The sequence below is a fragment of the Streptomyces sp. NPDC014882 genome, assembly GCF_043081325.1.
Lineage (GTDB): Bacteria > Actinomycetota > Actinomycetes > Streptomycetales > Streptomycetaceae > Streptomyces.
Map to the genome: position 1 here is coordinate 699,503 of NZ_JBIBWL010000002.1, position 11,732 is coordinate 711,234.

Below are 11,732 nucleotides of genomic sequence, written 5' to 3' on the forward strand. Positions count from 1 at the left end.
TGGCGGTCAGGCGCGCGCGAGCGCCGCGCGCCGGCGGTGCCGGGCGACCCGTTCGCGGTTCCCGCAGACCTCGCTGGAACACCAACGCCTGCGCCGCCCGCGGGACGTGTCGACGTACACGATCGGGCAGTCGTCCCCCGCGCACTGCCGCAGGGCCGCCCGCGCGACGGGATCCGTCAGCAGCGACACCGCGTCCCGGGCGACCACCGCGAGCAGCGCCGCACACTCCGGCTCCCGGTCCAACTCCCGCACCAGGGAGCCGTCCTGCCCGCGTACGGCACGGGGGACCGGGGGCGCGGCGCGGGCGACGGCGTTGACGTGCGCGAGGGCGGCGCCGTACGCCGGCCGCGTCTCGCCGCCGAGCCACCCGGACACCAGGTGGCGGACGCTGCCGCGGAGTTCCCGGAAGGCGGGCGGCCAGGAGGGGCCGGCGTGGGCCAGCGGCGTGCCGGGCGGCACGAGACCGGCCCCGCCGATCCAGGCGCACAACGGCGGCAGGGCGTCGAGCCGTTCGAGGGGGTGGGCGGTGGCGAGCAGGTCCAGGCAGATCCGTCCGGCGCCGAAGCGGAGGTCGTAGGGGGACGTGCCCGTGCCCAGTGCCATGTGCCTGTCACCACCGAGGAGAGGCTGCCGGAGGAAGCGTCACCTTTCACAGTGCGGGGTGGGACCGGCTCCCCGGAAGCCCTCCGACGGGACGGGGGCGTCTTTCAGCCCGGGGGTTCCTCGGAGACGCCGGCGGGACGACTCGGCCCGCCCGGCGGTCCCTTCTCGGCACCGGTCCGGGTGATCCAGCCCGTCCGGCGTTTGAGGACGAGGCCGTTCAGGCCGAAGCGGGGGTCCGGGGGCGGCAGCCCCCGCGACGGGGGCCCGGGGGCGCAGCCCCCGCGACGGCCACCCGAACCCCGGTTCACCCCTCACCCGCCCGCATACTTCGCATCGGCCGCGGGGTCCAGCGCCAGCCGGTACCCCCGCTTGACCACCGTCTGGATCAGCTTCGGCGCCCCGAGGGCGGTCCGGAGCCGGGCCATGGCCGTCTCCACGGCGTGCTCGTCCTTCCCCGTGCCGGGCAGCGCCCGCAGCAGGTCGGCGCGCGGGACGACCCAGCCCGGCCGCCGGGCCAGCGCCCGCAGCAGGGACATCCCGGCGGGCGGTACGGGCCGGAGACGGTCGTCGACCAGCACGGCGTGGCCGCGGATCTCCATCCGGTGGCCGGCGACGGGCAGCGCGCGGGCCCGGCCCGGCAGTTCCGTGCACAGCAGTTGTACGAGGGGCCCGAGCCGGAACCGGTCGGGCGAGACGGTGTCCACCCCGCGCGCCTGCAGGGGCAGCGCGGTGACCGGGCCGACGCAGGCCGGCAGGACGTCGTGGTGCAGGGCGGCGAGGAGTTCGGGGAGCTGCCCGCGTTCCTCGGCGCGGGACAGCAGGGAGGCGGCGGCGGGCGCGCTGGTGAAGGTCACCGCGTCCAGGCCGCGCGAGACGGTGGCGTCCAGCAGCCGGTCGAGGGGCGAGACGTCCTCCGGCGGCATCCACCGGTACACGGGCACGCCCACGACCTCCGCTCCCCCGGCGCGCAGCGCCTCCACGAAGCCGGGCAGCGGTTCGCCGTGCAGCTGGACGGCGATCCGGCGGCCCTCGACGCCCTCCTCCAGCAGCCGGTCGAGGACCTCGGCCATCGACTCGCTGGAGGGGGACCACTCCTCGGTGAGCCCGGCGGCGCGGATCGCGCCCTTGACCTTGGGGCCGCGGGCGAGGAGTTCGACGCCGCCGAGGCGGGCGACGAGCTGTTCGCCGAGTCCCCAGCCGTCGGCGGCCTCCACCCAGCCCCGGAAGCCGATGGCGGTGGTGGCGACCACGACGTCGGGCGCCTGGTCGAGGAGGTCCTTGGTGGCGGCGAGGAGTTCGCCGTCGTCGGCGAGCGGCACGATCCGCAGGGCGGGCGCGTGCAGCACCGCCGCCCCGCGCCGCCGGAGCAGTGCCCCGAGCTCGTCGGCGCGGCGCGCGGCGGTCACCCCCACCGTGAAGCCGGCGAGGGGGCCGTGCGGCTCGGCGTCCCGTCCGTCGGGGTCGTGGTCCGGTCGCTGCTGTCGCTGCTCGTACATCACTCTCGTCCCGCAGTGGAGTCGTATGGCCTTACATGCCGAGCGAGCCTGCCAAGGGTGCGTGACAGGCTCGGTTCGGCTTCGTGTCGCCGGTGTTACGTCACACCTCGGCGTAGCTGAGCTGCGGCTTCGCCTCGGGTGCGGTCCCGGTGGCGGTGATCCGGCCGGCCGGACGACGAAGGTATACGGCCCAGGTGACCACGAAGCACACGCCGTAGAAGGCGAGGAAGGCGAGGAAGGCGCCGGTGCCGGTGCCGTAGGAGAGGAAGGACTGCCGGAAGGCGAGGTTGATGGCGACGCCGCCCAGTGCGCCGACGGCTCCGATGAGCCCCATGGAGGCGCCGGAGAGCCGGCGTCCGTAGGCGGCCGCCGCCTCGCCCTCGAGCCCCTTCGCGACGGCCTTCGCCTGGAAGATGCCGGGGATCATCTTGTACGTCGACCCGTTGCCGAGGCCGGTGAGGACGAACAGGACGACGAAGACGCAGACGAACAGCGGCAGTGACTTCCGCATGCCGGCGAAGACCAGGACGGCGGTGGCGGCGGCCATGCCGACGTAGTTGTAGAGGGTGATGCGGGCCCCGCCGTAGCGGTCGGCGAGCCAGCCGCCGACGGGGCGGATCAGGGAGCCGAGGAGCGGGCCGATGAAGGTGAGGTAGGCGGCCTGCAGGGGCGTGCGGCCGAACTGGTTGGTGAGCACCTGCCCGAAGGCGAAGGAGTACCCGATGAACGACCCGAACGTCCCGACGTAGAGGAAGGACATGATCCAGGTGTGGCCGTCCTTCGCGGCGTCGATCGCGGCGCCGGTGTCGTTCTTCACGGACGCCAGGTTGTCCATGTACAGGGCGGCGAGGGTCGCGGCGACGAGGATCAGCGGGATGTAGATCCCGAGCAGCACGCGGGGCCCGCCGCTCGCGCCGATGACGGCGAGGGCGATCAGCTGGATCACCGGCACGCCGATGTTGCCGCCGCCCGCGTTGAGGCCGAGCGCCCAGCCCTTCCTGCGGAGCGGGAAGAAGGCGTTGATGTTGGTCATCGAGGAGGCGAAGTTGCCGCCGCCGACGCCGGCCAGCAGGCCCACGAGGAGGAAGGTGCCGAACGAGGTGCCCGGCTCCATGACCGCGAAGGCCGCGGTGGCGGGGACGAGCAGCATGGCGGCGGAGACGACCGTCCAGTTCCGTCCGCCGAACACCGCGACGGCGAAGGTGTACGGCACGCGGACGACGGCGCCGACGAGGGTCACCATCGAGGTGAGCAGGAACTTGTCGGCGGGGGTGAGGCCGTACTCCGGGCCCATGAAGAGGACCAGCACCGACCACAGGGTCCAGATCGAGAACCCGATGTGCTCGGAGAGGACGGAGAAGGCGAGGTTGCGCCGGGCGATCTTCTCGCCCCCGGCGTTCCAGAAGGCCTCGTCCTCCGGGTCCCACTCCTCGATCCAGCGGCTCCCCCTCTTCGCGGAGGCCGGCGCGGTGCTCGGGTCGGTCGGGGGTGCGGGGGCTGTACCAGGGGCTGTCATGACGCCTCCACGTGCTCCGGGGCTCGGGTGGTTCGCGGGGATGGACGGGGATGAGAGGTGATGAGTCCCGAAGGTAGGGAGGGCGCGTTTCCGGCCTGTGGCTGTGGGTGACCGGAAGGGAACGTTGCTCTCACCTCGCGCGGAGGCGTCATGAGAGGTCAGGCCCGGTGGGCCCCCGGGCGCCCGTCGGGCCAGATCCTCGGGCGCCGGCCGGCCGCCAGGTCCTCCACCCAGCCGAAACAGACGACGCAGGCCGCGGTGAGCAGCCAGACGGCCGGGAGCTGGGGCCAGGGGCTGACCAGGACCCAGTGGGCGTCCGTCTCCAGGACGCCGACGTCCCACAGGCGGTCCCAGAGGGATCCCACGACCACGATGCACACGTTGTGCCAGAGGTAGACCGTCACCGCGCGCGCGTTGAGCAGGGTGACCGGCCGGTCCCAGCGGCGCAGGCGCCGGGGCCACTCCCGCCAGGCGGGGCTGAGGTGCAGCAGGAGGAGGACGGCCGCGAAGGACCACAGGGCCTGCGCGAAGGGCATGTCGTCGAGGTCGTGCCCCGTCCTGAGGTCCTGGGTCAGGGCGTACCAGAGGCCGGCGCACGCCACCACCGGCGCGAGGGAGGGGACGACGTACCGCGGCAGCCGGCGCAGGACGCCCTCCTGGTGGGCCATGCCGAGCAGCCAGCACGCGCCGAACGCGCCGATGTCGCTGAGCGTCGACTCCAGCCGCCAGCCGGGGACGGCCGCCGGGCCGGACTCCAGGGCGGCCGACAGCGCGACCGGCGCGAGGACCGTCGGCCAGGGCGCGGCCCGCAGGGCGCGCAGCAGCAGCGGGGACAGCAGCACGAACCAGAGGTAGGCGCGCAGGTACCACAGGGGTACGCCGACGGCGACCGCCCAGTCGTCGCCGATCAGCCCGGGGACGCCGGGCAGGCCCTCGGCGTAGGGCGGGTCGCTCAGCGGGAGGACCCAGAAGGCGAGGTGGAGCCACCACCAGCCGGGGTGGCCCTCCGCGTCCGGACCCCAGCCGCCCAGCAGCATGCCGGTGACGCCCACCGCGCCGAGCAGCCACAGGGGCGGCAGGAGGCGGCGGAGCCGGCCGCGGACGACGTCGGTCGCGGGACGGCGGCGCAGGGAGCGGGCCATGAGGTTGCCGGCCAGCGCGAACATCACGCCCATGGAGGGGAAGACGACGGGCAGCCAGGCCCAGCCCATGAGGTGGTAGAGGACGACGCGGAACAGGGCGACGGCGCGCAGGAGGTCGAAGTAGCGGTCGCGGGAGGCCGGTTCGCGCGGTGCCTCCCGCTCTTCCCCCCGTTCTTCCCCCGCCGCCCGGGCCTCGGGGCCCGCCCCGGTCGGCACCTGCACGGGGAGGCCGACGGGGTGGGTGCCCGTGAGGTCGGAGGACCGGATGCCCGTCGGGTCGGAAGGCCGGGTGCCCGTCGGGTCGGAGGACCAGGTGCCCGTCGGGTCGGAGGACCGGGTGCCCGTCGGGTCGGAGGACCGGGTGCTCATCGGGTCGCCCCCTGTTCCGCGGCGGGCCGCGTCTCCTCGGCGGGTGGGACCGCCACCTGGCCCATCCGGCGCAGTTTCTGCCAGCGCAGCCGGCCGCCGGTGAGGGCGGTGATCCAGGACTGGAGCAGGACGACGTACATCAGCTGGCGGTAGAGGAGCTGTTGCAGGGGCAGGGAGATCAGCGGGGTCAGGCGCTCCCGGTCCAGGACGAAGGCGTACGCCGCGCAGGCCGCCTGGACGGCCAGGACGCCGCACCAGGCCGCGATCGTCCTCCCCGTCGGGCCGAACAGCAGTCCGTAGACCAGGAACAGGTCGATCAGGGGCGCCAGCAGCGGGGCGACGACCATGAACAGGGAGACCAGGGGCAGCCCGACCCGGCCGAAGCGGCCCGAGGGGCCCCGTTCCAGCAGGGCGCGGCGGTGCTTCCAGATGGCCTGCATGGTGCCGTAGCACCAGCGGTAGCGCTGGGACCACAGCTGCTGGACCGACTCGGGGGCCTCGGTCCAGGCGCGGGCCTTCTCGGCGTAGACGACCTTCCAGCCGTCGCGGTGCAGCGCCATGGTGATGTCGGTGTCCTCGGCGAGGGTGTCGTCGCTCATGCCGCCGACCCGGGCGAGGGCGGTGCGGCGGAACGCGCCGACCGCGCCCGGGATGGTCGGCATGCAGCCCAGGACGTCGTACATGCGGCGGTCGAGGTTGAAGCCCATCACGTACTCGATGTGCTGCCAGGCGCCGATGAGGGTGTCCTTGTTGCCGACCTTGGCGTTGCCGGCGACGGCGCCGACGCGCGGGTCGGCGAAGGGCTGCACCAGCTCGCGGACGGTGGAGGGCTCGAAGACGGTGTCGCCGTCCATCATGACGACGAGGTCGTGGCGGGCGTTCGCGATGCCCCGGTTGAGGGCGGCGGGCTTGCCCGCGTTGAGCTGGCGGACGACGCGTACGCCGGGCAGGCCCAGGTCCTCCACGATGCGGGCGGTGTCGTCGGAGGAGCCGTCGTCGACGACGAGCACCTCGACGGGATGGTCGCTCACGACCAGGGAACGGACCGTGTTCTCGATGCACTTGGCCTCGTTGTACGCCGGGACCAGCACCGACACCGGTTCGGTGACCGGCGTGTCGGGTCCCCGCACGAAGCCGGCGCGGCGGGTGCGACGGGTGTGGACGGCGGACAGCAGCAGCATCAGGCCGAAGCGGGCGAAGACGAGGAAGCCGATGACGGCGAGGCCGACGACGAGCACGCCGGTGAGGTCGTCGGCGGCGGTGACCAGGGCGGTCCAGGCGCGGCCCTTCCACAGGTCGAGGCCGGTGACCCCGGTGTGCGCGCTGGGCGCCCCGAGGGCGTCGGTGAGGTTCTCGAACACGTAGCCCTGCCCCTCGAGTCGGGGGAGGTAGAGGTCGAGGGCCCGGACCGTCTGGCCGCGGTCGCCGCCGGAGTCGTGCATCAGGACGATCGCGCCCTTGCCGTCGGCGGGCGTGGCGTTGCGGATGATCCGCGCGACGCCCGGCCTGCGCCAGTCCTCGCTGTCGTCGCCGGTGAGGACGGTGAGGTAACCGCGGCTGCCGACGTACCGGGTCACCGGCCAGGTGTCGTTGTTCAGGGCGGAGGCGGTGGAGGAGTAGGGCGGGCGGAACAGGGAGGTGCGGATGCCGGCGGCTCCGGCGAGGGCGAGCTGGTTCTGGGTCAGCTCCCAGTCGATGCGCTTCTTCGACTGGTAGGAGAGGTCGGGGTGGTTGAAGGTGTGCAGGCCGATCTCGTGGCCCTCGTCGACCATGCGCCGCACGAGGTCCGGGTAGCGGCTGGCCATCGTGCCGGTGATGAAGAAGACGGCGTGCGCGCGGTGCTTCTTCAGGACGTCGAGGACCTGCGGCGTCCAGCGGGGGTCGGGGCCGTCGTCGAAGGTGAGGACGATCCGGTGGTCCGGGACGTCGATGCTGGTGGCCCGGCCGCCGCGGGTGTCGACGACGGGGCCGCCGTCGAGGATCGCCTGCGGCACCCGGTCGGCGGCGGCGTCCGGGCGCACGCGGTGGTCGGCGAGGACCTCGCTGTGCACGTAGCCGCGCAGCATCAGCATCGCCATCACGGCGGCCAGCACCACGAGGGGCAGCAGACGGCGCAGGCGCAGGGGTGGCCGCAGACGCCTGCGGGCGGCGCCCGCCGGGGCTCCGGCCCCGGCCGGTGTCCGGCGGGCGCGGGACCGGCCCCGGCCGGCACGGCGTCGGGCCGCGGGCGGCCGCGGTGCGCCGTGCCGCTCGCCGTCGTGTCCGGGCGCGGACGGGGCAGGCGTCGGGGTCGGGGCGGGGTCGTGCGGGGGGTGGGCGGGGTGTCCGGCGGACCTTCTGGTCGTGGGCCGGTTGTCGCGTGGAGCCATGAGAGACGTTCTTTCGGGGACGAGGACGGGCCGGCCGGACGCCGGAAGGGGACGGGTACGGGTCGGGTGCTGGACGAGTGCGGGACGAGTGCGGAGACGGCGGCGCCGGGTGCGACCGCGGTGCCGGGCACGGCGGTGCCGATGGCTGACGGCCGAGGGGCCGATGGGCCGATGAGTCGGGAGGTGCCACCGAGCCCGGAGGAAGAAGGGGCCGCACTGGCGGGCCGGACGACCGCACGGGTGGACCGGCGCCGTGGGCGCGTCGGCACGGCGCCGCGGCAGCCGTACGGGACGGGGCCGCGGGCCGGTGGAGGCCGGCGCGGCCGGACCGGCCGGCCGCGCCACGGATACGCGAACGTGCGGACGCGCGGGACGACCGGCGAGGTCGGCGAGGTCGGCGAGACGGAACCGAACGGAACGGAACGAACCGGGAGGAAGTGAAAGAAGGCGGGGCGAGGCGGATCAGGTCTCAGAGGACGATGCCGGACACCGTCACCCGAACGGAAACGCCCTCGGCACCGGAGGACGGCGACAGGGACGGCCCCGGCTCGGGTGCGGAGCCGGTTCCCGGATCGCCCCCCGTGGCCGCGGCCGTACCGGTCCCCTCACCGGGACCGGAGCCGGACCCCGAACCGGACCCCGAACCGGACCCGGCCCCCAAGCCGGAACCGGACCCGGAGCCCGAGCCGGTCCCCGAGCCCGACCCCGAACCGCCCCCCGTCTCCGCCCCGACGGCCACCGGATCCACCGCGCCTCCCGCCACCGCGCCCCCTGGGCTCCCCGCGCCCCCCGCGTCTCCCGCCGGGGAGGGCGAGGGCGGCGGGGTGGGTTCGGCGGTGGCGGACGGGGACGGCTCGGGCGGCGGCGCGGCGGGGCTGCTGGGCACCGGGACCGGGGGCGCGCTGGTGAGGACCGGGCTGGGCCGGCCGGAGCCGCCGGGCAGGGGCCGCGGCGCGGCGGCGGACCCGCTCGGCGGTGCGACGGCGCTGCCCGAGGCGCCGGGTGCCGTGCCCGTATCCGGCGGGAGCACGGCCGGTACGGAGGTGGTGGGGCCGGGGCGGCCGGGCGCGGCGAAGCCGGGCGGCGTCGGGGTGGACGAGGAGCTGGGCTCGCCGGAGGTCTCGACCCGGGCGGCCGGCTCGTCGTCGTGCCGGCCCGGCACCGGCAGCCAGGGCGCGCCGGCGTTCCCGGACAGGAGCGTGGCGACGATGACGACGGCGTAGGCGGCGCAGCCGACGGCGACGGCGATGCCGAGGCGGCGGAAGGTGCGGCCGCGACGGCCCGTCTCGTCGACGAACACGGGCACGTCGGAGGCGTCCGTGCGGTTGCCGCGCGGGCCCGCCCCCGGGTGCGGGGAGTCGAGCCGGACGGTCATCTCGTCGGGATCGCCGGGACCGCCGGGACCGTCGGGGTCACAGCCCTCCGCGTCCCTGCCGGGCAGGAGGACGGACACTTCCGCGGTCTCCTGCCAGGGGTCCCGGAGCCCGCCGTTCGACCGTTCGTTTTCGGAAAGGCCGTTCGAGGTGGACGGCTCACCGATACGCCCTGTTTTGCCCAGATGTCCGGCCGGTGCCGGGCCACCCGCCCCGGGGCCGGCGTCCGGGAGGACGTCCCGGGCGCCGCGCCCCGGTCCGCCCCTCACGGGCTGTCGCGCACCGCCGGGAAACTCCCGGACGCCTCCCTTCGCGGCCGGTACGTCTCCGGTCGGCGACGCCGCTTCCGGCCGGTCCGGCCGGTCCGGTTGGGCATCTTCCCGCCAATTCTTCACGTGTGCGTTTCCCCCCACGGGACACCACGGGCCAGTTCCTGAATGCGCCTGAGACGACGAGCACATGCCGACGAACCCGGGCCCCCACCCGGTCAGCGCATCCCTGTGACCCCCGCGTGCTCAGGGCGACGAATCTAGCGCAGGCGCGGGGTCGATGTGTGCGATGTCTCTTTTATGGGTACACGCCATGTTCATGTCCATGTCTGGAATCCACCCCCCGGCCGGAGGCTCCAACCACCCCTCCGCGAACCCGAGTTCGACCGCCGCGCGGCGCAGTGCCCCGAGCGCCGGATGGACCAGCCCCTTTCGCCACACCAGTGACACGGGGGACAGCGGGACCGGGTCGACGAGCGGCCGCAGCACCGCTCCGGGCATGGCCGGAAAACCTACTACCGCGAGGATCGGCGACGGCTCCTTGGCCATGATCCGGCGGAATTCCTCCTCCCCCACGGCGAGCGGGACGGGTGGCGCGATCTCGATGCCGCGCCCCTCGAACAGGAGTCGGGCGAGGTCGGTCCACTCCGGGGTCCGCGGGTTCCCCGCGCCCGCGTAGACCCGCTCCCCCGCCAGCGCGGACAGCGGCACCCGGGGCGCCGACGCCCACGGGTGCCCCTCGGGCAGCAGGACCGCCATCGGTTCCCAGCGCACGAGTTGATGGTCCAACTGGGCGCGCAGCACCGGGTCCAGGCCCGCGTACCGGCCGAACGACACGTCCAGCCGGCCCGCGGCGATCTCCACGGCCGCCCCGGTCAGACCGCTCTCGAAGCGGGCCATCAGCTCGTGCTCGGGGGCCAGTTCACGGGCCCGGTGCAGCACCCGGCGGCCGGTGGACAGCCCCGGGGAGTTCAGGTCGACCAGCAACGGCCGGGCCGGGCCGAACGCGGCGAGCAGGTCGTCCAGCGCGCGCAGGACCGCGCGCGCGTGGGGCACCAGCCGCTCGCCCTCGGCGGTGAGCATCACCTGACGGGTGGTCCGCAGGAAGAGTTCGGCGCCCAGCTCGCGCTCCAGCCGCCGTACGTCCCGGCTGAGTGCCTGCTGGGCGACGTGGAGGCGGGCCGCGGCGCGCGTGAAGTGGAGTTCCCCGGCGACGGCCAGGAAGGCGCGCAGCAGGCGGGGGTCGACGTGAGCGGACATCCGCCGAATTTACAACGCGGGTGCGTGAATCGGCTCCGAACAGGTGTTGGACCCCGGGACCGGCCGCGGGTGACGGTGGGCGCATGCCGCCTCCCCACCCCTACCGCCGTCTCTTCGCCGTCCCCGGCGCCCGCGCCTTCACCGCCGGGAACCTCATGGCCCGCCTGCCCATGGGCATGTTCAGCGTGAGCGCGGTCGTGATGATCGCCGGCACCCGCGGCTCGTACGCCCTCGCCGGTGCCGTCACCGCCGCCGGACTGGCCGCGACCGCGCTGGTCGCGCCCTGGACGGCGCGGCTCGTCGACCGGTACGGGCAGGCCCGGATCGCCGTGCCGGCCACGCTGTTCGCGGCGCTCGGCAGCCTCGCGCTGGTGCTGTGCGTGCGCGGGGACGCCCCCGACTGGACGCTGTTCGCCGCGTACGCCGCCACCGCGACCACGCCCAACACCGGCGGCATGTCGCGGGCCCGCTGGAACCATCTGCTCCGGGGCGACCCGGCCGGCCTGCACGCGGCGAACTCCTTCGAACAGGCCGCCGACGAACTGTGCTTCATGCTGGGCCCGGTGCTCGCGGCCTTCCTGTGCGGCACGTTCTTCCCGGAGGCGGGCACGCTGGCCGGCGTGCTGCTGCTGGTGAGCGGGGTGCTGGTGTTCGCCGCCCAGCGCGCGACCGAGCCGCCGCCCGTCGCCCGCACGGCCTCCGCGTCGCCGCTGCGCACCCCCGGCATACCGCCGCTGCTCGCGTGCTTCGTCGCCACCGGCGCGGTGTTCGGCTCGACGGAGGTCGTCACGATCGCCTACGCGGACGCGGAGGGCCACCGCTCGGCGGCCGGGGTGGTGCTGGCGCTCCAGGCGGCGGGGTCGTGCGCCGCGGGGCTGGTGTACGGGGCGCGCGGACCGCACGGCCCGGCGGACCGCCGGCTGCCGTGGTGCCTGCTGGCGATGGCGGCGCTGATGTCCCTGCCGCTGCTCGCCGCCCGCACCGCCGGAACACTTCCCGTGCTGGCGGCGGCCCTGCTGGTGGCGGGCATGGCGACCGCGCCGACGATGGTGACCGCGATGGCCCTGGTCCAGGACCGCACCCCGCCCGACCGCCTCAACGAGGGCATGAGCCTGGTCGTCACCGCCCTGCTCGCCGGCCTGGCGTGCGGTTCGGTGGCCGGCGGCTCGGCGGTGGAGCACGGCTCGGCCGCGGGCGCCTTCGCGGTGCCGGCCGCGGCGGCCTGCACCGCCCTGCTGATCCACACCCTGACCCGCGGTGCCGGCTCACGTCGTCGAAACGCTTGCACCAACTCCGACCGCACCCATTGACGCTCCGGCGGCTCCCGCATACCTT

At 74.9% G+C, this 11,732-nt stretch carries 8 protein-coding genes; 1 reads left to right on the forward strand and 7 read right to left on the reverse strand.

The features are described from left to right. Window positions 1–6: 6 nt before the first annotated feature. The 7 genes from ACF09K_RS07695 to ACF09K_RS07725 all read right to left on the reverse strand — a co-directional run bounded on the left by ACF09K_RS07695 (window position 7) and on the right by ACF09K_RS07725 (window position 10,397). Entirely contained in the window at window positions 7–603 is a 597-nt protein-coding gene (locus ACF09K_RS07695; RefSeq protein ID WP_392241581.1) for a CGNR zinc finger domain-containing protein, read from the reverse strand. Window positions 604–914: 311 nt separating this feature from the next. Then, complete coding sequence (locus ACF09K_RS07700) at window positions 915–2,099, reverse strand: uroporphyrinogen-III synthase (protein ID WP_392241582.1); 1,185 nt, start codon at window positions 2,097–2,099, stop codon at window positions 915–917. A 100-nt stretch (window positions 2,100–2,199) separates the two neighbouring features. Beyond that, window positions 2,200–3,615 (reverse strand): nitrate/nitrite transporter, encoded by a 1,416-nt coding sequence (locus tag ACF09K_RS07705; protein ID WP_392241583.1) that lies wholly within the window; start codon window positions 3,613–3,615, stop codon window positions 2,200–2,202. Between the two features lie 158 nt (window positions 3,616–3,773). Then, the gene (locus ACF09K_RS07710) at window positions 3,774–5,126 is read right to left on the reverse strand and encodes an acyltransferase family protein (protein WP_392241584.1); all 1,353 of its coding nucleotides are present in this window, start codon (window positions 5,124–5,126) and stop codon (window positions 3,774–3,776) included. Further along, on the reverse strand, window positions 5,123–7,231 hold the full coding sequence (locus ACF09K_RS07715) for a bifunctional polysaccharide deacetylase/glycosyltransferase family 2 protein (RefSeq protein ID WP_392241647.1): 2,109 nt from the start codon (window positions 7,229–7,231) through the stop codon (window positions 5,123–5,125). The genes ACF09K_RS07710 and ACF09K_RS07715 overlap by 4 nt, the downstream gene beginning before the upstream one ends. A gap of 733 nt (window positions 7,232–7,964) precedes the next feature. Further along, window positions 7,965–8,948: a translation initiation factor IF-2 gene (locus ACF09K_RS07720; RefSeq protein ID WP_392241585.1), complete on the reverse strand. Its 984-nt coding sequence runs from the start codon at window positions 8,946–8,948 to the stop codon at window positions 7,965–7,967. Window positions 8,949–9,383: 435 nt separating this feature from the next. After that, window positions 9,384–10,397, reverse strand: coding sequence for a LysR family transcriptional regulator (locus ACF09K_RS07725; protein WP_392241586.1), 1,014 nt, complete (start codon window positions 10,395–10,397; stop codon window positions 9,384–9,386). Window positions 10,398–10,480: 83 nt separating this feature from the next. Here ACF09K_RS07725 and ACF09K_RS07730 point away from each other — a divergent pair, with 83 nt between their 5' ends. Next, on the forward strand, window positions 10,481–11,707 hold the full coding sequence (locus tag ACF09K_RS07730) for an MFS transporter (RefSeq protein WP_392241587.1): 1,227 nt from the start codon (window positions 10,481–10,483) through the stop codon (window positions 11,705–11,707). Window positions 11,708–11,732: the final 25 nt, after the last annotated feature.

Coding starts and splice junctions, on each gene's coding strand:
- ACF09K_RS07695 (WP_392241581.1), bottom strand. CDS start 603: ATGGCACTGGGCACGGGCACGTCCCCCTACGACCTCCGCTTCGGCGCC.
- ACF09K_RS07700 (WP_392241582.1), bottom strand. CDS start 2,099: ATGTACGAGCAGCGACAGCAGCGACCGGACCACGACCCCGACGGACGG.
- ACF09K_RS07705 (WP_392241583.1), bottom strand. CDS start 3,615: ATGACAGCCCCTGGTACAGCCCCCGCACCCCCGACCGACCCGAGCACC.
- ACF09K_RS07710 (WP_392241584.1), bottom strand. CDS start 5,126: ATGAGCACCCGGTCCTCCGACCCGACGGGCACCCGGTCCTCCGACCCG.
- ACF09K_RS07725 (WP_392241586.1), bottom strand. CDS start 10,397: ATGTCCGCTCACGTCGACCCCCGCCTGCTGCGCGCCTTCCTGGCCGTC.
- ACF09K_RS07730 (WP_392241587.1), top strand. CDS start 10,481: ATGCCGCCTCCCCACCCCTACCGCCGTCTCTTCGCCGTCCCCGGCGCC.